This is a genomic window from Pyxidicoccus fallax (assembly GCF_012933655.1).
GTDB classification, from domain to species: Bacteria; Myxococcota; Myxococcia; order Myxococcales; family Myxococcaceae; genus Myxococcus; species Myxococcus fallax.
In genome coordinates, this window is record NZ_JABBJJ010000231.1 from 1 (window position 1) to 20259 (window position 20259).

Annotated in this window: 17 protein-coding genes; 9 read left to right on the forward strand and 8 right to left on the reverse strand. The window is 70.9% G+C overall.

What is annotated here, in order from left to right:
- Positions 1 to 133 precede the first annotated feature (133 nt).
- The 4 genes from HG543_RS35965 to HG543_RS35980 form a co-directional block, all read right to left on the reverse strand.
- Positions 134 to 505 carry a metal-sulfur cluster assembly factor gene (locus HG543_RS35965; RefSeq protein ID WP_169349437.1) on the reverse strand — a complete coding sequence of 124 codons (372 nt, stop codon included), beginning with the start codon at positions 503 to 505 and terminating at the stop codon, positions 134 to 136.
- On the reverse strand, positions 502 to 1575 hold the full coding sequence (locus tag HG543_RS35970; RefSeq protein ID WP_169349438.1) for an amidohydrolase family protein: 1074 nt from the start codon (positions 1573 to 1575) through the stop codon (positions 502 to 504). Before HG543_RS35970 ends, HG543_RS35965 begins: the two co-directional genes overlap by 4 nt.
- 55 nt (positions 1576 to 1630) lie before the next feature.
- Positions 1631 to 3559 (reverse strand): hybrid sensor histidine kinase/response regulator, encoded by a 1929-nt coding sequence (locus HG543_RS35975; RefSeq protein ID WP_169349439.1) that lies wholly within the window; start codon positions 3557 to 3559, stop codon positions 1631 to 1633.
- Between the two features lie 270 nt (positions 3560 to 3829).
- A complete protein-coding gene (locus HG543_RS35980; RefSeq protein WP_169349440.1) occupies positions 3830 to 4570 on the reverse strand; it encodes a class I SAM-dependent methyltransferase in 741 nt (246 codons plus the stop codon).
- Positions 4571 to 4935: 365 nt separating this feature from the next.
- On the opposite strand from HG543_RS35980, the gene HG543_RS35985 reads away from it, so the two are divergent.
- The 3 genes from HG543_RS35985 (at position 4936) to HG543_RS35995 (ending at position 8415) form a co-directional block, all read left to right on the forward strand.
- Positions 4936 to 6435: a M20/M25/M40 family metallo-hydrolase gene (locus HG543_RS35985; protein ID WP_169349441.1), complete on the forward strand. Its 1500-nt coding sequence runs from the start codon at positions 4936 to 4938 to the stop codon at positions 6433 to 6435.
- 273 nt (positions 6436 to 6708) lie between these two features.
- Positions 6709 to 7026, forward strand: a complete 318-nt coding sequence (locus HG543_RS35990; protein WP_169349442.1) for a hypothetical protein — start codon at positions 6709 to 6711, stop codon at positions 7024 to 7026.
- A gap of 168 nt (positions 7027 to 7194) precedes the next feature.
- Positions 7195 to 8415, forward strand: coding sequence for an adenylate/guanylate cyclase domain-containing protein (locus HG543_RS35995; protein ID WP_169349443.1), 1221 nt, complete (start codon positions 7195 to 7197; stop codon positions 8413 to 8415).
- A 96-nt stretch (positions 8416 to 8511) separates the two neighbouring features.
- Here HG543_RS35995 and HG543_RS36000 read toward each other — a convergent pair whose 3' ends face one another.
- Positions 8512 to 10251 carry an MDR family MFS transporter gene (locus HG543_RS36000; protein ID WP_169349444.1) on the reverse strand — a complete coding sequence of 580 codons (1740 nt, stop codon included), beginning with the start codon at positions 10249 to 10251 and terminating at the stop codon, positions 8512 to 8514.
- 252 nt (positions 10252 to 10503) lie between these two features.
- On the opposite strand from HG543_RS36000, the gene HG543_RS36005 reads away from it, so the two are divergent.
- The 4 genes from HG543_RS36005 to HG543_RS36020 all read left to right on the forward strand — a co-directional run bounded on the left by HG543_RS36005 (position 10504) and on the right by HG543_RS36020 (position 16448).
- On the forward strand, positions 10504 to 12549 hold the full coding sequence (locus HG543_RS36005) for a lysyl oxidase family protein (protein ID WP_171818471.1): 2046 nt from the start codon (positions 10504 to 10506) through the stop codon (positions 12547 to 12549).
- 111 nt (positions 12550 to 12660) lie between these two features.
- The gene (locus HG543_RS36010; RefSeq protein ID WP_169349445.1) at positions 12661 to 13815 is read left to right on the forward strand and encodes a cysteine desulfurase family protein; all 1155 of its coding nucleotides are present in this window, start codon (positions 12661 to 12663) and stop codon (positions 13813 to 13815) included.
- A gap of 170 nt (positions 13816 to 13985) precedes the next feature.
- A complete protein-coding gene (locus tag HG543_RS36015) occupies positions 13986 to 15212 on the forward strand; it encodes an ABC transporter permease (RefSeq protein ID WP_169349446.1) in 1227 nt (408 codons plus the stop codon).
- Positions 15213 to 15227: 15 nt separating this feature from the next.
- Complete coding sequence (locus HG543_RS36020) at positions 15228 to 16448, forward strand: ABC transporter permease (RefSeq protein WP_169349447.1); 1221 nt, start codon at positions 15228 to 15230, stop codon at positions 16446 to 16448.
- Between the two features lie 6 nt (positions 16449 to 16454).
- Here HG543_RS36020 and HG543_RS36025 read toward each other — a convergent pair whose 3' ends face one another.
- The 3 genes from HG543_RS36025 to HG543_RS36035 all read right to left on the reverse strand — a co-directional run bounded on the left by HG543_RS36025 (position 16455) and on the right by HG543_RS36035 (position 18028).
- Positions 16455 to 16925: a DUF1801 domain-containing protein gene (locus HG543_RS36025; RefSeq protein ID WP_169349448.1), complete on the reverse strand. Its 471-nt coding sequence runs from the start codon at positions 16923 to 16925 to the stop codon at positions 16455 to 16457.
- Positions 16926 to 17036: 111 nt separating this feature from the next.
- Entirely contained in the window at positions 17037 to 17207 is a 171-nt protein-coding gene (locus HG543_RS36030) for a hypothetical protein (protein WP_169349449.1), read from the reverse strand.
- A 110-nt stretch (positions 17208 to 17317) separates the two neighbouring features.
- Complete coding sequence (locus HG543_RS36035; RefSeq protein WP_169349450.1) at positions 17318 to 18028, reverse strand: hypothetical protein; 711 nt, start codon at positions 18026 to 18028, stop codon at positions 17318 to 17320.
- Between the two features lie 184 nt (positions 18029 to 18212).
- On the opposite strand from HG543_RS36035, the gene HG543_RS36040 reads away from it, so the two are divergent.
- Both HG543_RS36040 and HG543_RS36045 read left to right on the forward strand, forming a co-directional pair.
- A complete protein-coding gene (locus tag HG543_RS36040) occupies positions 18213 to 19460 on the forward strand; it encodes a phospholipase D-like domain-containing protein (protein WP_169349451.1) in 1248 nt (415 codons plus the stop codon).
- A gap of 38 nt (positions 19461 to 19498) precedes the next feature.
- On the forward strand, positions 19499 to 20026 hold the full coding sequence (locus tag HG543_RS36045; protein ID WP_169349452.1) for a GNAT family N-acetyltransferase: 528 nt from the start codon (positions 19499 to 19501) through the stop codon (positions 20024 to 20026).
- Positions 20027 to 20259 lie beyond the last annotated feature (233 nt).

Here is a 20259-nt window from a genome sequence, read left to right on the forward strand (position 1 = left end):
ATTCATGGGGGGGCTCCGGGGGGAACTGGAAGGAAAGGGGGCTTCCTGTAGGACATTGTCGCAAGGACGCGCCGGAAGTTGCGGCTCTCCGGCGCGTCTCGTGTCCACCCCATGAAATCGCGGGGTTACGCGCTCAGGAGGCGCTCTTCCGGGCGTCCTCGCGCGGCAGCAGCCGGCCGCCGAGCATGGTGATGCGCTTCGCCGCCAGCCGCTCGCGGGCGTCCGGGTGGATGTCCTGGGGCGTCCACTTGAGGTCGTGATCGAACTCCACGTGCACGGACGCGACGCCCTCCACGGCCTGGAGGCGCTGCTCGATTTCACGCATGAAGTAGGCGGCCATCATGCACATGGGCGAGGTGATGTGCAGGCGCACCGTCACCTTGCCGTCCACGCACGTCAGCGACTGGATGAGGCCCATCTCGCCGATGCCCAGCGGCACGCCGGTGGCGCAGCTGCACGGGTCCGGGATGTCCTGGATGCGCGAGCGCAGCTCCTGCTCCGTCATGGCGTGCCTTCCTTGTAGCTGTAGGGCGTGAAGTCGCCCTTCTCGCGCGCCTTGGAGAACGCGTCGTTGGCGATGCGCTTCTTGGTGGCCTCGATGTCCACCCCCGCGTAGCGGGCGTAGTTCTCACCGAGAATCATGCGCTTCACGTCGGGCGTCACCTGCATGCCCGCGACGCTCACCAGGTCGTCCGGCAGCTGGAACTCATTCCAGAACTTGTGCAGCGCCGGCTGCGGGTGGCTGAACACGGTGCCCGAGCCCCACATGATTTTCGCCGGGCCCGCCCACTTCAGCAGCGCGGCCAGGGACTCGGCGAACCAGCGCTCGCGCTTCACGATGAGCGCGCCCGTCACCTCGAGGTTGACGTACACGTTGGGGAACAGCGACAGCTGCATGCCCGTCTCGTCCAGGAACGCCATGCCGCCGTGGACGATTTCGAAGTTCAGGTCCGGGAAGGCGTCCGCCGCCCCACCGATGTCGTCCACCTTGTACGGCTCGAGCGGCACCGCGCCCATGGGCAGGCCCTTGTGGACGGCGATGTTCTTGATGCCCAGCTTGCGCGCGCGCTCGAAGAGCGGGAAGGCGATGCTCGGGTCATCCATGCGCCAGCCGGTGTGGCGGAAGGACTCGCCCAGCCACGCGGCGGGGTAGAGCTTCAGGCCCACGGGCTTGAGCTCCTCCACCTGCCGGTCCAGGTCGTCCAGCGCCGCGGTGCCGCGCAGCGGGTCCACGCCCGCGTAGACGAGGAAGCGGTCCGGATAGCGCTTCTTGATTTCGACCGTCTTCTCGTACGAGCACAGCCCGTCCGTGTAGAGCGTCTGCAGCGGCAGCACGTGGTGCACGGCCACGTCGATGCAGCTCTCCACGAAGAGGATGTGGGCCAGCTCCTGGACGGACCAGTTCTTGAGGAAGCCCTCCTCCTTGGTGACGCGGTGGGGGTCCGCGGACAGGCCGCTGTGCAGCCCCCAGATGAGCTGCGCGAGCGAGTGGGCATACTTGCCGGCGCGGTAGTTGGACGGGTGGAGGTTGTACGCGTGCGTTACCGCATCGATGACGAACGTGCCGCCAATCACAGGCACTCCTTGGGTTCAGGGCCACGCCGGGACATCCGGCGTCACTGCGCTTCACTCACTGTGAGGAATCAGGGCTTCCGGACGGCGTGCCCAGGACTTCTCCCAGGAAACGATGAATCAACTCCACGTCGAAGGGCTTCTCGACCTGCCGGTTGGGCACCCGCTCGAGGAACTGGCGAGCGCGGGCGGTGTAGGAGCCGCCGGTGATGAAGATGAAGCGGCGGGAGAGGTCGGGCGCGGACTCGCGGATGCGCTCGTAGATGTCCATGCCGGTGAGGCCGGGCATCATCAGGTCGCAGAAGACGGCGTCGTAGCGCGTGCCGGAGTTGAGCACGGCGAGCGCCTCCTCGCCGCTGTTGACCACCTTCACCTGGTGCTGGCGGCCGATGATGCGCGCCAGGGAGCGCCCGATGGGCGGCTCATCGTCAATCACCAGCACCTGTCCGTGCTGCTCGGTGCGCGGGGCCGGGGCGGTGGCCCGCGGGATGGCCGCCGCATCGCCAGGCGCGGCGGGCAGGGTGACGGTGAACGTCGTCCCCTTGCCAAGCTCGCTGCGCACGGTGATGTCGCCGCCCAGGTTGCGCACGAGGCTGTGGCAGATGGACAGCCCCAGCCCGGTGCCGGTGCCCACCGGCTTGGTGGTGAAGAACGGGTCGAAGATGCGCGCCATCACCGACGGCGTCATGCCCATGCCGGAGTCGCTCACGTCCACGGCCACGCCGCCGCTGGAGGAGGGCCGCACCCAGAGGGTGATGTGGTGGTCGTCGACGTTGCCCTCGGGAATGGCCTGCGCCGCGTTCACCAGCAGGTTGAGGAAGACCTGTCCCAGGCGGGACGCGTCGGCGAAGACGCGGGGCACGGGCTCGTACTTCTTGATGAGCCGGGCGCGGGCGCGCAGGGCGCTGGAGGCCATGTTGAGCGAGAAGTCGAGCGGCTCGCGCACGTCCACCGGCTCGCGCCGCTCCTCGTCCTGGCGCGAGATGAACTTGAGGTCGCGCACGATGTTGCGCACGCGCGTGGCGCCTTCCTGGGCCTCCTTGAGCAGCGCCTCCGTCTCGCCCAGCATGGCGCTCCACGTTCCGGTGGCGGTGCCCCCCGGCACCGAGTGCGTCAGCTCCTCGCGCAGCCAGGTCATGGACTCCATGGCCGAGTCCAGGTTGGCCATGACGTAGGTCAGCGGGTTGTTGATTTCGTGGCCCACGCCGGCCGCGAGCGTGCCGGCCAGCACCATGCGGTCGTTCTGCAGGAGCTGGGACTGGGCGCGCTTGCGCTCGGTGACGTCGCGCGACATCACCACCACGGCGCGCTCGCCATCGAACTCGACGGGCAGCCCCACGCTCTCCGCGTCGTACGAGGTGCCGTCGCGCCGCAGGTAGCGAATCTCGCGCAGGGGGGCCAGCTCCCCCTTCACGGCCGCGGTGTGGATGCGCTGGTTGACGATGTCGTAGTCGTCCGGGTGGACGATGCCGATGATGGGCTGGCCGAGCAGCTCGCTCGCGTGCTCGTACCCCAGCGCCTTGAGGAGGGTGGGGTTCACGTAGATGAAGCGGTTGTTGCGGTGGACGAAGATGCCCTCGGGCGCGGTGTCGATGAGCCGGCGGAAGTTCTGCTCCGACCGCAGGAGGGCCTGCTCCACGGAGGGCGCCGGCTCCAGCGGGCGCACCGTGCAGTAGAGCGGATCATCCTTCCCGGAAGCCACGCTCCAGGACAGCGACCGCCAGGTGCCGTCCTGGCCCCGCCAGCGGCAGGAGAAGTCGGCGCGCCCGTCCTTCCCCGCCAGCCCGCGCAGGCGGGCCTCCATGGCGTCCAGGTCTTCCGGGTGGATGAAGCCCTGGTAGTTCTGCTGCCGCAGCAGGTCGAGGGGCCAGTCCACCAGGCTGCTCCAGGCGGTGTTGGCTTCCAGGATGCGTCCGTCAACGGCGAGTACGACGAAGGGCTCCGTGGAGAGTGCGAAGAAGCGGTGAGCCCACTGCTCGTTCAACATGCTTCCCTTGGGGGGCAAGGCGACGTCAGCACCGGCCTCGGGGGGGAGAGGTCGGGTCAGGACATGCGGGGGGGCGGATCAATGACTCTGTTAACCAGGAGATAGACACCATTTCTGGAAGATTTGCATGTCCTGATTTTTGTCAGTCCTGTTCCGTGGCGGGTGCTGTGCGTGGAGGACCGCCCGTGCACCACATGGAGCGGCGTGGCTGCGTGTGAAGGATTGAGAGCCTGAGAGTGATTGAGGCTCTCGGAACGCTCCCGTTTGCCGTCACGCGTCGCGGTTACGCAACAGATAGAACACGTAGCCGTAGCTGTGGCCGTGGGCGCGGAAGAGGGCGATCTCCCGCTCGGTCGCCGTGATGACCTCGAGCAGGTCGGCGTTGGCGGTGGGGCGCATGCGCTCGATGCGCTGGAGGAGCGGCGTGTAGTAGTCCCACCAGGCGGAAGCGGGGAGGGCGAAGGTGTCGAGCACCTCGTAGCCCTCGCGCTCGGCGGTGGCGCGGTTCTCCGGCACGGTGCCCAGGGTGGGGTAGGCCTCGTGCCAGAAGCGCACGGCCTCGGCGGGACGGTCGTCGGTGAGCCAGGACAGCTCGGTGACGGCGACGAGCCCCGAGCGCGTGAGCAGCGGGCGCCAGCGGCGCAGGCCGGGGCCGAAGCCCAGGTGGTAGATGGCGCCCTCGGACCAGAGCAGGTCCACCGAGCCCGCGGGCAGCTCCAGCGCGCCCATGTCCTGCGCGCGCGTCTCGATGAGGGACTCCAGGTTCCGCGCGCGCGCGTCGCGCTCGAGCTGCTCCAGGTACAGCGGGTGAAGGTCGATGGCGAGCACGCGCGTGCGCAGCGTCTCGGCGAGCACCCGCGTCTGCCGGCCGACCCCGCAGCCCACGTCCACCACGCGCGGTGAAGGAGGCAGGGGTGGCAGGCGCGTCAGTGCCACCCGGGTACAGGTGTCACTGCCGGGCCCGAGCTGCGGCAGGTCGCGATAGAGGGCGAAGAAGACGTCGAGGTCCATGGCGGGGCTCCTTGCGGAAGAGGCGTGGAGTCGACGCAGCGTCCTCGAAAACCCTGATTCGGGTGCTGGGGAACACTATGGATGGAAAGTTCCCACCATTTGGAACCCGCACTGTTCGTTTGTGTGCCCGTCGAGGGACCGTGCTTGACGATGGCTCGAAGGGCCTTCAGAGTGGCGCCACGTTTCCTCTTCGGAGTGAGACGCGGCGGCGGTGATTGCCTCCCCCAAAAGCAGCACCGCCGTGGAAGTCCCAGTTGAGCCCCGCGCGCCGCGTTCCCCCTCTCGGCGCGCGGTGGCCCCTGGGATTTCTCCTTGCGAGCCCCCGATGAACTGCGGAGAGTGGACACCTCCCCCGGAGGTTCCCTTTGCCTGTTTCCACCTTCGTCCTGCCCGCCTCGCTCGCGCTCCAGCTCGTCTCGGGCGCCGCTCCCGCGGCGAAGCCCGCCTCCTCGCCTGCTTCGGTGAAGCCCGCCGCGACGGCGAAGGCCACCCCCGTGTACTCGCAGGCCGTCGCGGAGAAGCTCATCGGCCCCGCGCTCACCGAGGGCCATGCGTACGCGCGGCTGGCCGAGCTGACCGACGGCATCGGCCCGCGCCTGTCCGGCTCCGAGGGCGCCGCGGCCGCCGTGCAGTGGGCGATGCGCGGCTTCAAGGCGGACGGCGTGAAGGCGTGGACCGAGCCCGTGAAGGTGCCGCGCTGGGTGCGTGGCGAGGAGCGCGGCGAGGTGCTCGCCACCGAGCGCACGCGCGCGCATCCGCTGTCGCTCATCGCGCTGGGCGGCAGCGCTCCCACCGCGCCCGAGGGCCTCACCGCCGAGGTGGTGGAGGTGACGTCGCTGGAGCAACTGGCGGCGCTGGGTGACTCGGTGAAGGGGAAGATTGTCTTCTTCAACCACACCATGTCGGTGCCCGCGGACTACGGCCGCTTCGCCGGGCTGCGCGGGCGCGGGCCGGCGGCCGCCGTGAAGGCCGGGGCCGCGGGGGTGCTGGTGCGCTCGCTGGCGACGGCGTCGCTGCGCACGCCGCACACCGGCTCCACGCGCTTCGAACCCAACGGCCCGAAGCTGCCCGCCGCGGCCGTGGCCACGGAGGACGCGGAGCTGCTCCACCGGCTGCTCGCCAACGGGCCGGTGCGCGTGAAGATGGTGCTCGGCTGCTCCGAGCTGCCCGAGGTGGAGTCGCACAACGTCATCGCCGAGGTGAAGGGGCGCGAGAAGCCGCAGGAGATCGTGCTCATCAGCGCGCACCTGGACTCGTGGGACGTGGGCACGGGCGCGCATGACGATGGCGCCGGCGTGGCGATGGTGATGGAGGCGGCGCGCCTCATCGCGAAGCTGCCCCAGGCGCCCCGCCGCACGGTGCGCGTGGTGCTCTTCATGAACGAGGAGCATGGCCTGCACGGCGCCCGGGCCTACGCGGAGGCGCACGCCGCCGAGCTGCCCCGGCACGTGGCGGCGATGGAGATGGACGCGGGGGGCTTCAAGCCTGTCGCCGTCAGCCTGCGCGCGGGCGCGGGTGGCCAGGACCTGGTGCGGCCGTGGCTGCCGCCGCTGGTGGCGCTGGGCGCGGCGAACTTCTCCGCGCGCGAGGCGGGCGGCGCGGACCTGAGCCCCATGGCTCCCGCGCGCGTGCCCTTCTTCGGCGTGGAGGTGGATAGCTCCCGTTACTTCGACTACCACCACACCATGGCGGACACGCTGGACAAGGTGGATCCGCAGGACCTGGCGCGCAGCACCGCCGCGGTGGCGTGGATGACGTACGCGATGGCGGAGATGCCGACCACGCTCGCGCGTCCGGAGGCTCCGGCGACGCCGCCCGGCGCGCCCGCGCCCGCCGCGACGCAGCCCAAGGCCACCGGGCACTGAGCGGTCCGGCTGGGCGGGCTTCTTCGAGGAGCCCGCCTGTGCCGAGGCCCAAGACACGAGGCCCTGAAGTCCGGCCGGGCTTGACCCACGAGGCGCCCGGCCATGCGGAAGCCCAACGCCATGGGGCACCTGTCTTCGGAAGGGCTTCTCGGTTCGCCGCTGCCGGGGCGGACTTCTCGGGCGAGAGGGCTCGCCGGACCCCAGCCCGTGTCACCGGGCCATGACGTCGGGCACTGACGTGGGAGCAGGCTCAATCACAAGGAGGGGTGTCCCATGAAGCGGAGCACGCGGTTGCCGTTCCTGGTGGTGCTGCTGTCTGTCCTCGGGGGCTGTGCGTCGGCGCCGGAGCCGCAGCCGGCCACCGATGGAGGCAAGCTCGCCCTGCGCGACGGCGCGGTGCTCGACGGGCAGGACTGTGGCGTGGAGTCGCCCACCTGCCCGGAGGGCCTGACGTGCGCGAGCCTCGATTTGGACACCGGCCGCAAGGCGCTCTGCGTGGACACCCGCGCCGTCTGCGACCGCCTCCAGTGCGGCCGGGGCGAGTGTGTGGTGTTGGAGAGCTACCCCGTGCAGATCCGCTGCGCTCCGTGACCGCGGGCGCATAGGCGGGCGTGGGAAGGCCCACGCCTGCCTGGCCGCCCTGTCTGGTCTACCCGGCCCCTCGCGCTCGGGCGGGTTCAGTGAAACAATGCGTCTCACCTGACGGTGGCCCCCGCCAGGATGAGCGCCTCATTGAGCATGAATGCCGGAGACTCGCGGATGAGCCGCGGACTGCTGCCCGGGACTGGCCCGGACGTCGCGGGCTGGCTCGTGTCCGAGGCGCGGAGCCTGGAAGGCCCGGCCCCGTTGCTGGCGTCCCTCTGCCAGCGCCTCCAGGACCAGGGTGTCCCCCTGTCCCGGGCGTCCCTCTCCCTCTTCACCCTGCACCCGCTGCTGCACGGCCGCAGCTTCCGCTGGCGCTCCGGCCAGGGCGTCTCCACGGAGGTGCACCCGCACGGCCTCCAGCACCTGCCCGGCTTCGCGCTCAGCCCCTTCAAGGCCCTGCTCGACGGCTCGCCCGGCATCCACCGCCGCCTGGAGGCGCCATCCGCGCCGGGCGACTTCCCGATGTTCGACGAGCTGCGCGCCGACGGGCTCACCGACTACCTCGCGCTGCCGGTGTGCTTCAGCGACGGCGCGCGCCATGCCGTGTCCTGGGCCACCGCCGCGCCCGGGGGCTTCACGGACGCGCAGCTCGCGCTGCTCCACGGTCTGCACCCGCTGCTCCAGCTCGTGATGGAGGTGCTCGCGCGCAAGGACATGACGGGCGTGCTGCTGGACACGTACCTCGGCCGCGACACCGGCCGGCGCATCCTCCAGGGGCAGATTCGCCGGGGCGACGGCGAGACGACGTCCGCCGTCATCTGCCTGAGTGACCTCCGCAGCTTCACCGCGCTGTCGGACGCGCTCCCTCGCGACGCGCTGCTGGAGCTGCTCAACGCGTACTTCGAGACCATGGTGGGCGCCTTCCACGCGCACGGCGCGGAGGTGCTCAAGTTCATGGGCGACGCGGTGCTCGCCATCTTCCGCATCGACGCGGGCGCGCCCGTCGAGGAGCGCTGCGAGGCCGCCGCGCGCACCGTCCGTCAGGCGGTGGCCGCCGCCACCCGTGACAACGCGGAGCGCCGGCTCCGGGGACTGCCCACGTACGAGTTCGGCGCCGCGCTCCACGTGGGTGACGTCATGTACGGCAACATCGGCGCCACGGACCGGCTGGACTTCACCGTCATCGGTCCGGCCGTCAACCTGGCCAGCCGCATCGGCGGCCTGTGCGCCGCGCTCAACGAGCCCGTGCTCCTGTCCGAGTCCTTCGTCTCCCACTACCGGGGCGGCACGCGTGACCTCGGCGAGCACGTGCTCAAGGGCGTGGGCATGCCCGTGCGCATCTACTCGCTGGCGCCGGAAGCGGGTGCCCACCCGCACGCGCTCACCGCCGCCTGACGAAGCGGCGGTGGTGTGCCTCCCACGCCATCGCCGCGCCCGCGTGCAGGGGCCGCATCGCCAGCGCGAGCCGCGGCGCCGGAGCGCTCGCGGTGCTCACTCCATCGGCGCGGGGTCATGCCTCCGCCGCAGGGGCAGCTCCGGCAGGAAGAAGGTCACCGCCAGCGCCAGCAGCGCGATGAGGATGGCCACGCGGTACACCGCCGACACGCCGCGCGTGAAGGCCTCCTTGAGCGTCAGGTCCACCCGGTCCACGGACTCGAGTGCGCGCCGCTCCTCCGCCTCCAGCCGCGCGCGGGCTCCAGTGGCGTCGGGCCCGGCCTCCACCCGGAGGCGCTCCGCCTCGAACTCCGCGCGCAGGCGCTCCTTCACCTCGCGGGGCTGGAAGACCTCACCCGCGGGGCCTCCCTCCGCGCTCGTGCCCGGAGAGGCCACCGCCACCTGGGCGCGCAGCGACTCCGGCAGGCCCTCGGTGGCGCGAGACAGTCCGCTCTCCAACGTTCCGGACAGCGTGGCCGCGAACACCGTGCCCAGCAGCGCCACGCCCATGGTCATCCCGAGCTGCCGGAAGAAGGTCGCCGCCGACGTGGCCACGCCGATGCGCTGGGGCGTCACCGTGTTCTGGATGGCCTGCGTGTAGAGCGGAATCGACGGCCCCAGACCCAGACCCACCAGCACCATCTTCGCGGTGACTTCCGCCTGCGTGGACTCGGGAGTCAGCGTGAAGCCCATCACCGTGAAGCCCACCATCAGCAGCACCAGCGAGCCCAGCATCAGCACCTTGTAGCGCCCGAGCCTCGACACCAGCAACCCGCTGAGCACGTTGCCCGCCACCACGCCCAGCGTCAGCGGCATGATGGTCAGCCCCGAGGCCGTCGCCGACAGCCCCACCACGTTCACCATGAACAGGGGCAGGAAGACGACGCCCGACAGGAACACCGCGCCAATGACGAACACCGCCGCGTTGCCCGTGCTGAAGGCGCGCATGCGGAACAGCTCCAAATCCAGCAGCGGCTCCTTCGCGCGCGACTCCACGAAGACGAAGAGCGCCGTGCCCACGGCGGCCAGCGCGAACAGGCCGAGCACCCGCCACGAGCCCCACCCCCACGGCCCGCCGCCCGTCCTGCCCAGGCTGAGCGCCAGCAGCAGCGGCACCACGGCCAGCGCCAGCGCCACCGCGCCCGGCACGTCCAGCCCTCGCTGCTCCACGCCCCGGGGCCGCAGCTTCGGCATGCGCAGGAAGATGAGCGCCAGCGCCACCGCGCCCACCGGCAGGTTGATGAAGAACACCCAATGCCAGCCGAGCTGGTCGGTGATGAAGCCACCGGCCAGCGGGCCCACCACGCTGGACAGGCCGAACACCGCGCCGAACAGCCCCTGGTACTTCCCGCGCTCGCGGGGCTCGAAGAGGTCCGCCACCACCGCCAGCGCCGCGGTGAACAGCGCCGCGCTGCCCAGCCCCTGCACCGCGCGGAAGAGGATGAGCGCCAGCGTGGAGCGGGCCACGCCGCACAGGAAGCTGCCCGCGAGGAAGACGAGGATGCCCGAGACGAGCACCGTCCGCCGGCCCAGGAGGTCCGCCAGCTTGCCCCAGATGGGCACCATCATCGTCGACGCCACGAGGTAGGACGTGGTGAGCCACGGGTAGAGCGACGCGGGGATGTGGAGGTCGGCCTGGATGGCCGGCCCGGCGGTCGCGACAATCGTCTGGTCCAGCGCCGCCAGCAGCACGCCCAGCAGTCCCCCCAGCATCGTGAAGACCTTCTGGGAACGGGAGAACGTCGGGAAGGCGGCGGTCAGGGCGTCGGCGGTGGCTGGGGCGGCGGACGGGGCCATGGGTCGCGGTGGTCGCGCCAGTGACGCGGGCGCCAGGGGCAAGGTTGGGGATGCCCTCGGCTCGCGACCAGTCGCCCCGGCGGGCTGGCTGCCTGGTCGGTACCGTCCCGGGCGCCCGGAGTTGACACCAGTCGCACGGCAAGCATCTGGCGTTGAATGTCAGACATGCGCGTAACCTTCGCCCCGCCGCGCCCGAGACCCTGTACCCCGGGCGGTGGCGGTCCCCTGAGAGATGTTCGAGGAAACACCCGCATGCGATTGCTTCGAGCGCTGACGCTTTCCACCCTCATTGCCGCGACGTTCAGTGCCTGCGACGACCCCGACCCCACTCCGGACGCCGGAATGGACGCCGGAACGGATGCCGGGACGGACGCCGGAACGGATGCCGGGACGGACGGTGGAACCGATGATGCCGGCGTGCCCGACGCGGGCCCGGTGCTCACGGAGACGCCGGAGTGGGAAGTGGAGTACGACTCGGCCTACACCACGGGCTGCTTCGGCCGCTCCATCGCCATGGGTGACCTGAATGGCGATGGCCACGAGGAGCTGGTCGTCGCGGCGCCACCGTGTCTCACCACGACGCGCGACCCGGGCCGGGTGTCCATCTTCCCCGGCGAGCCGACGCACTTCTCGAAGCAGGGCCTCACGCGGGTGATGGACTGGCGCAACACCTCCACGCGCACCAACGGCAACAACATGACGGTGTCCGTGGGCAACGTGAACGGGGACACGTACGCGGACCTGCTCATCTCCGGCCAGTACGGCTCGCTCATCTTCAAGGGCGGGCCCGAGCTGGGCAACGTGCTCGACGACCTGATGTTCCAGGTGCCGGGCGGCGGCACGTACAACCAGTCGGTTCTCGCGGACGTCAACGGCGACGGACTGGACGACCTCGTCAGCCTGAAGGGCGCCGTGGTCTCCGTGTACCTCGTCGCGCCGGGCCAGGAGGGGCCGGTCTTCAACCTGCAGCCTCGCACCGAGCGCATCTTCGCCTCCTCCGCCCGGCGCGCGGGGGACGTCAACGGCGACGGCGCGCAGGACGTCCTCCTGGGCTACAGCACCGTGACGGGCACCGAGTTCAGCCTCTACCTGGGGTGCAAGACGGGCACCACGGAGGGGTGTGACGGAGCGCTGTCGGCGCAGCCCGTGTGGACGGTGGACTCGCAAATCCTGGCCCTCTTCCCGGACCTCAACGGAGACGGGCAGCCCGAGCGCTTCGCGGGGCCGGGGGGCGGCACGGTGCGCCTGCACATGTCCGACCCCCAGGCGCAGGGCGGCTACGCGCTGGCGCCCACCTGGTCGGTGATGGAGGACCCGCTCTTCGCGCTGTTCGGCAACCCCATCGTCCCGGTGGGCGACCTGGATGGAGACGACCACGCCCTGGACTTCGTGGTGGGCTCCATGGGCCGCCTCTACTTCTACTCTCCGGGCGCGGCCATCTCCGGTGAGCTGAAGCCCGCCTGGGCGTGGCCCCGGGCGGACACGCTCCCCTCGCAGTACGAGGGCTTCCACCGCTACGCCGTGCTGACGCCGGGGGACCTGGATGGCAACGGCTTCGCCGACCTGGTGGTGGGCATGGCGCCTCCGTCCGGGCTCATCTCCGGGCCGGGCGGGCGCGTCGTCGTCCTCGGCGGTGGCGCGGTGCCGGCGACGCCCGCGGGCCGGCCGTACATGCCCGAGGAGACGGCGTGCAACCTCCAGCATGACCCGGTGAATGGCAAGCCGGACCTCACCGTGGACGGGGAGGTGCTGGCCCGCTCGCTGTACGTGGAGCGCCGCACCTTCGCGGCCGACGCGTGCGAGGTGATTGAGGGCTGCGTGCCGGCCGCGGGCGAGCGCCGCCTGCTGCGCTTCAGCACCTCCATCGTCAACCTGGGGACGGCGGCGGCCTCGGTGCCCAACGTGGATGAGCGGCCGGACCTGTACGTCTGGGACCAGTGCCACGGGCACGACCACCTGACGAACTTCGCCGGGTACGCGCTGCGCGACGCGCAGGGCAACGACGTGGTGCAGGGCCGCAAGCAGGGCTTCTACCTGGTGGACTACCACCGCCAGTGCTCGGACGCGGCGCCGTACTTCGTCTACGCCGAGCGCATGGGCATCTCCGCCGGCTGGTCGGACATCTACGTGGCCGACATCCCTTGCCAGTGGATTGACATCACCGACCTGACGGACGGCACGTACACGCTGCGCGTGGGCGTGGACGAGCAGGACATCATCGAGGAGGCGTCCACCCACGCCAACGAGGCGAAGCTGAACGTCCGCATCGAGGGCACCTCGGTGACGGTGGTTCCGTGACGTGAGGCCTTCCGGGCGCCGCGGAAGAATCCTCCGTGGCGCCCGGGGCCGGACAATGTGACGCACGGGAGGGCGACACGTCCCCGGCCTTTCCGCCATCCTGCGGGGCGCATGAGCCTCCCCGAGCGCCCCCTGTACCTGGACCACAACGCCACCACGCCCATCGACCCCGAGGTGGTGGACGCGATGCTGCCGTACCTCCGCGAGGAGTTCGGCAATCCCTCCAGCGGGCACCCGTATGGCCGGCGAGCCCGGGCCGCGCTGGAGGATGCGCGCGCGAAGGTGGCGGCGCTCATCGGCGCGAAGGCCGGGGACATCCTCTTCACCTCCGGCGGCACCGAGGCCAACAACCTCGCCATCCGCGGCACCGCCGAGGCCCGCGCCGAGCGGCGCCACGTCCTCACCTCCGTCATCGAGCACCCAGCCACGAAGCTGCCGTGCGACACGCTGGAGTGGCGCGGCTGGCGCGTGACGTGGCTGCCCGTGGACGCGGACGGCCGGGTGCGCGTGGAGGACGCGGCGCGGGCGCTGGACGCGGCGGAGGGCGACACCGCGCTGGTGACGCTGATGCACGCCAACAACGAGACGGGCGTCCTGCAGCCGGTGGCCGAGGTGGCGGCGCACGCCCACCGGTACGGCGCCACCGTGCACACGGACGCGGCGCAGTCGGTGGGCAAGGTGCCGGTGGACGTGGAGGCGCTCGGCGTGGACCTGCTGACGCTGGTGGGCCACAAGCTGCGGGCGCCCAAGGGCGTGGGCGCGCTGTACGTGCGGCCGGGCACGCCGCTGCGGCCCTTCGTGCTGGGCGGCGGCCAGGAGCGGGGACTGCGGCCGGGCACGGAGAACGTACCCTACGCCGTGGCCCTGGGCACCGCGTGCGAGCGGGCCCGCGCCCGGCTGGAGCAGGGCCTCGCGTCCCGGGTGGCATTGCGTGAGCGGCTGTGGGAGCGGCTGCGCGCGGAGGTGCCCGGGCTGGCGCTGAATGGCCACCTCACGGAGCGGCTGCCCAACACGCTCAATGTGCGCTTCCCGGGAGCGCGGGGCAGCGACGTGCTGGCGGCGGCGCCGGAGGTGGCGGCCTCCACCGGCTCGGCCTGCCACGAGGGCGGCGAGTCCGCGTCCCCGGTGCTGCGCGCCATGGGGCTGCCCGAGGCCGAGGCCCTGGGGGCGGTGCGCCTGTCCCTGGGGCCGGACACCACCGAGGAGGAGGTGGACCGGGCGGCGGCGGCGCTGGCCCGGGCCTGGCGGCGGGTGCGAGGGGAATGAGCCCCGGGTGTGGGTGTTCGAGGCCTTCGTCTCGCGGGGAAGGGGAACCCGGACGGTGGGCGATTGTCCTGGGACGGGTGTCGTGCAATCACGGGGAACCTGGCGCGTAACCAGGGTGCCCGCATGGGTGGTCCGCCCGGAGCAGGCCGGGGCGGTGGAGAGGTCATCACGTGAGCTTCAGGGTCGACGTGTGGGAGGGCGGGCGCATCGCGCTGTTCTCGCTGTTCTCCAACCGCCTGCGAACCATCCTGACGACGGTGGGCATCGGCGTGGGCGTGTGCACGCTGCTGGCCATCGTCGGCATCATCCAGGGCATCAACAAGTCCTTCGCGGACCAGCTCGCGGGCATCGGGGCCAACACGCTCCAGGTGTCCAAGTTCCCGTGGACGGTGCAGGGGGACTGGTGGACGTTCCGCAACCGGAAGGACCTCTCCATCAAGCTGGTGGAGCCCATCCGCGCCGCCTCCGAGCACGTGATTGCCGTGGCGCCGCTCTTCTTCGACCGGGGCGAGGCGCGCTGGCTGGACCGGAAGATGAGCTCGGTGACGCTGGTGGGCACCTCGCCCGAGTACGGCACGGTGTCCTCCTGGGTCGTGGAGACCGGCCGCTTCCTCACCGACGCGGACGTGGACAACCGCTCGGCGGTGGCCGTCGTCGGCGCGGAGGTGGTGCGCACGCTCTACGCGGGCGTCAACCCGCTGGGGCAGCGCATCTACCTCGATGGCAAGCCCTTCCGCGTGGTGGGGACGCTGGAGGCCAAGGGCAGCATCCTCGGGGAGAACCAGGACATCGTGGTGGTGACGCCGTACACCAGCTTCCTGGCGGCCTACGGCAAGCGGCGCTCGCCGAACATCGCGGTGGCGCTGGACTCACCGGACAACGTCCTGGACGTGCAGGACCTGATTACCGCCGTGCTGCGGCGTGAGCGTGGCACGCCGCCCGGCGTCCCGGACGACTTCTCCATCAACCGCCCCGAGCAGCTCGCCAACATCTACGCCCAGCTCACCGGCGCGCTCTACGGCGCGGCCACGGGCGTGGGGCTGATTACGCTGCTGGTGGGTGGCATCGGCATCATGAACATCATGCTGGTGTCGGTGCGCGAGCGGACGCGGGAGATTGGCGTGCGGCGGGCGCTGGGGGCGCGCAAGCGCACCATCATCCTCCAGTTCCTGATGGAGGCCTCCAGCGTGTCGGCGGTGGGCGGCACGCTGGGCACGGTGGCGGGCCTGGGGCTGGCGTGGACGGTGTCGCTCATCACGCCGCTGGCGGCGGCGGTGCAGCCGCTGACGGTGGTGCTGGGCGTGGGCTTCGCGGCGATGGTGGGGCTGCTGTTCGGCATCTGGCCGGCGGCGCGGGCGGCGAACCTGGATCCGGTGGAAGCGCTCCGCCACGACTGACGGGAGACGGCGGCGATGATGGCTTTGTGGGACACCTTGCGGCTGGCGTTGGGGACGTTCGTCGCCAACCCGCTGCGCTCCTTCCTGACGCTGCTGGGCATCGTCATCGGCGCCACCACGGTGGTGGCGATGATGGGCATCATTCAAGGCCTGCGGAACCAGGTGAACGAGAGCCTGTCCGAGCTGGGCCCGGACTGCTTCCAGGTGCAGCGGCTGCCGTTCGGCGGGCCGCTGTCCCCGGCGGAGCTGGCGCGGCGGCCTCGGCTGAACGAGGAGGACCTGAAGGCCATCCGCGAGCAGCCGTCGGTGCTGACGGCGGCGGCGGAGGACTCGAAGGGCGGGTTCAAGGTGTCCACGGCGGAGCGGGAGTCGCGGCCCAACGTGAGCGCGTGGGCGGGCACGCCGGAGTACTTCCAGACGAACTCGGTGGCGCTGGCGTCGGGGCGGCCCTTCACGGAGACGGAGTACCTGGATGGCCGGCGCGTGGCGGTGATTGGCCAGGACCTGGCGGACACGCTGTTTCCGGGGGTGGAGGCGCTGGGGCAGCAGATTCGCATCCAGGGGCGCTCGTTCGTGGTGATTGGCACGCTGAAGCGCAAGGGCGGCTTCCTGGGCGGAGGCGGGCAGGACAACAACGTGATGATGCCGCTGTCGGTGTTCCGCCAGCTCTTCGGGGTGCGGGACTACCGGGTGAGCATCCAGGCGCAAGCGGCGGACCTGGTGCAGCGGGCGCAGGACGAGGTGACGCTGCTGATGCGGCGGCGGCATGGGTTGAAGCCACACGAGGAGGACGACTTCTTCGTGTTCTCGAACGAGAGCGCGACGGAGATGTTCAACAACATCTCCAACGTCATCTCGGTGGCGAGCTTCGGGGTGTGCCTGTTGTCGCTGCTGGTGGGCGGCATCGGCATCCTGAACATCATGCTGGTGGCGGTGACGGAGCGGACGCGGGAGATTGGCATCCGCAAGGCGCTGGGGGCGAAGAAGCGGCGCATCCTGGCGCAGTTCGCGCTGGAGGCGGTGGTGCTGTCGCTGGTGGGCGGAGTGGTGGGCGTGGCGCTGGGCGTGGGGCTGGCGCACCTGGCGCGGTGGGTGATGGGGCTGCCCACGGAGGTGCCCGGGTGGGCGGTGGCGCTGTCGCTCGCGATGAGCTGCGGGGTGGGGCTGGGCTTCGGCATCTACCCGGCCGCGCGCGCCGCGAAGCTGGACCCCGTGGAGGCGATGCGGACGGAGTAGGGGAACTCAGACCCGCTCAATCCACTCGCGCAGGACGGCCTCCAGCGCGGTGCGTTTCGCCTTCAGGTCCTTCCCGTCCGTCAGCGTCACCAGGCAGCGGTCCTTCGCGAGCCACTCCAGCAGGCCGGAGGGGTCCGCGACCTTCACGCCCGACTTCGCCGTGTCCTTCACCTTCGCGCCCGTGTGGAGGATGAGGCGCACGCGGTCCGGGTCGCGCAGGTTGAACGTGGCGAAGTGCTCCGTCGTACGGAAGCTCGGCGCGTTCCACTTGATGCCCTCGCGAACCTCCGGGCCGAGGCCGAGGATGAGCTGCCGGACCGCCTCGACCTCCTTCTTCAACGGGTGCTCCAACTTCCGCAGGAACTCGACGACGGCCGGGTCCGTCCGTGCTCCTGCTTCTTCGACGCGCTTCGTGGCCGCCTTGCGCGGTTGGGGGCTGGCGGTCTTGCGCGGCTTCGACGGGGCACGGGTCGGCACGTGGACGTCCTCTCACGACAGAGCCCGGGGACGATACCCTGGAATGACAGAGGCCCCACCGCGGTGCGATGGGGCCTCGGGCGCTTCAGGTTCCGTGCGCGCGCGCTGCGACTACGGACACGGAGGGGTGCAGATGAGCTCCCCGGTGATGGGGTGCTTGTAGCAGTACACCTGGCACTCCTCCGCGGACGCGGTGGCGGGCGTCATGGCAACGCCCATCCCGAACACGGCGGCGGCGGCGGTGAGGACCACGGCGATACGGAGGTTCTTCCGAGCAATCATGGCGTGTCTCCAGTTGCGGTGTCCGTACTGCGGCGCGCAGCTTGGCGCTGCTGTCGCCGCGTAACAACAGACACGACGTGTCAGTCTCTTCCACTTCGCCAGACGTGGAACTATGGCGTGTGCCTGTCGGGACGCGGGCCACCACCGGCCCACTGGTAGCCCACCGTCGCACCCGCACCGATGATTCCCAACGCGATGAGCTGACGTCCGGTCTTCAGGCGAGCACTCGGGCCGGAAAGCTTCACCAGTACTTCGTGGACGGCCACGCCGAGCAGCATGCCCGCCGCCGCTCCGCCGAGTGCTCCGAGGTACGCGTCGCCACGGTCCCTGCTCCTTCCGAACGCCAGCTCGCCCATGCCCCAGGTGCCGAGCGCCGTCAGCGGCGGCGTCAGCACGAGCCCCGCGCCGAAGGACGCCACCTCCAGCTCCATCCAGCGCCCGCGGCTCGGTGCCACGGGGCGGAAGAAGAGGAGCCGCGCCGGCATCGAGCCCAGCAGCATGCCCGCCGCCGTCTCCGAGGCCGTGGCGCCCAGCCGGGTGTCTCCGCCCACGCGGCTCGCGCCCCAGATGCCTCCCAGCGGAAGCAGCGCCAGCCCGCCATGCGCCGCCCACGCTCCCGCTGACAGCGGCACATCCTTCCCATCCGAGTCGGCGGGCACGCCGCTCATCCCCGGCAGCCGCGTGCCTTCTCCGCTGTCTGATGGAGCACCGCGCGGCTCCACGTCCCGTCTCAGCGGCGCATCGGAAGCCGCCTGCGCCACGGGTGCCAGCAGGCACAGCAGCAGCAGGGACACGGCGGGCGTGGAGCAGGGCAGTGACATGGGCACGGTGTGGTGGTGGCAATGGTGCGCACCCCACGCGTGTACATCCACCCTGCCCGTGTACTCCGCGCCCGCCAGCACACAGTGTCGAAGGCCGCGGATGTTCTCGGCCGGACGCTGTCCTCCGACCGAAGCATCATGGAGGGCAGGTGCACTCCGGCGCTCGCACGATTAGCTTCCGGAGGTGAAGCCGGCTCCGCTCGTGCTCGTCGCGCTACTGCTCGCCGGTTGCCCCTATCCGAATCACCGGCACGACCTGCGCCTGCGCGCGCTGCCGGAGGGCAGCCCCGAGGCGCGCTCGCTCGCGTTCTACCAGTCGCTCGGCGTGGAGCTGGTGCCCGGCCACCGCGTGGAGTTGGTGGAGAACGGCCACATCTTCGACGCCATCGAGGAAGAGATTCGCGCCGCGCGCTCCAGCATCCACATCGCCAGCTACATCTGGCGCCCGGGGGGGCCGTCGGACCGGCTGGTGAAGGCCCTTCGCGAGCGGCAGCCCGGTGTCACCTGCCGCGTGCTCGTGGACCCACTCGGCAGCGTCAACTTCGAGGCCGTGGCACCCTCCCTCGCCGAGGCCGGCTGCGAGACGCGCACCTTCCGTCCCATCCAGGGCTCCATCGCCGCGTTCGAGGTCCAGCGCATCAAGTCGCGCATGCACCGGAAGCTGGTGGTGCGCGACGGCACCGTGGGCCTCACCGGCGGCTGGGGCATCTGGAAGAGCTGGCTCGGCAACGCGGAGGGCCCGGACTCCTGGCGCGACATGAACGTGCGCGTCGAGGGCCCCACCGTGCGCTCCATGCAGATGGCCTTCGCCCAGAACTGGCAGGAGTCCGGCGGAGACTTCCTCCCGGCCAGCGACTTCCCCGAGCCAGCGCAGGTGGGCCCGGCTCGCGCCGGCTTCGTCGCGAGCACCGGCCACCGCTTCATGTCCGAGGCGCGGCGGATGACGCTGCTCACCATCGCCTCGGCGCGCGAGCGGCTCTGGATTGCCAACTCGTACTTCATCCCCTCGGAAGCCATCAGCGACATGCTCATCGAGAAGGTGAAGCAGGGCGTGGACGTGCGGGTGCTCGTGCCCGGACGGCACCATGACATCGCCCCCGTGCACGCGGCACAGCGGGCGTCCTACGCGCGGCTGCTCGAAGGGGGCGTGCGCATCTGGGAGTACGAGTTGTCCATGATGCACGCCAAGACGATGCTCGTGGACGACTCGCTGTCCGTCATCGGCTCCACCAACCTGGACCCGCTGGCGCTGAGCAGCTCGGAGGAGTGCTCGGTGGTGGTGGAGGACGCGGAGCTGGCGGCCCGGCTCGCCGAGACGTTCGAGAAGGACCTGGGCCACTCGCACGAAATCCATTGGAGCGGGTGGAAGCGCCGGGGGCTCCTGCAGAAGCTGGGCGAGCAATTACCCTGGCTCATCGGCGACTTCCTGTGAGCAGCGCCCCGGCCACGCGTGTGTTAGAGCGCGGGCGCATGAGCACCCAGGACGTGGCGGGCAGGGCCGTCATCCGCGAGGCACGGCCCGAGGATGACGCAATCGTTGGTGAGCTGCTGGTCGAGGCCTTCCTCACGCAGTACGCGAAGAAGCTGCCGGAGGTCGTCTACACCGAGCAGCGCAAGCGCGAGCTGCGCGACGTGGCCTCGCGCCGCGAGGTGGCGACGGTGCTGGTGGCGGAGGTGGATGGCGTGGTCGCCGGCACGGTGGCCCTCTACCCGCCGGGCGCGCCGGGCTCCGAGGCGTGGCTGCCCGATGCGGCGGACCTGCGCGGCCTGGCCACCGCCGTGCGCTACCACGGCTCCGGGCTGGGCCGGCCCCTGCTGGACGCCGCCGAGGCCCTCGCGCGGCGCTGGGGCATGGCCGCGGTGTGCCTCCACGTGCGCAGGGGCGCGGCCGGCGTGGCCGGCATGTACATGAAGCGCGGCTACGTGCGCGAGCCGTCCGGGGACATGGACCTGCCGTCGGTGTACCTGGAGGCGTACGTGCTGCGCCTCCAGGGCTGAGGCCGGGGCGTGTCGGCGGGGGCGGCGTGGAATGAACGTTCCTTCCACGCGGCGCCCGAACAGAGAGCGGGGCAGCGGGCCGGAGAAGGTCCAGCCATGCGGCGTGGAATGAACGTTCCTTCCACGTGACGCCCGAGGAGGGAGAGGGGCAGCGGGCCCGGGGACGATCGAGCCATGCGGCGTGGAATGAACGTTCCTTCCAGTGCTGTCTCTTATACCCATCTCCGAGCCCC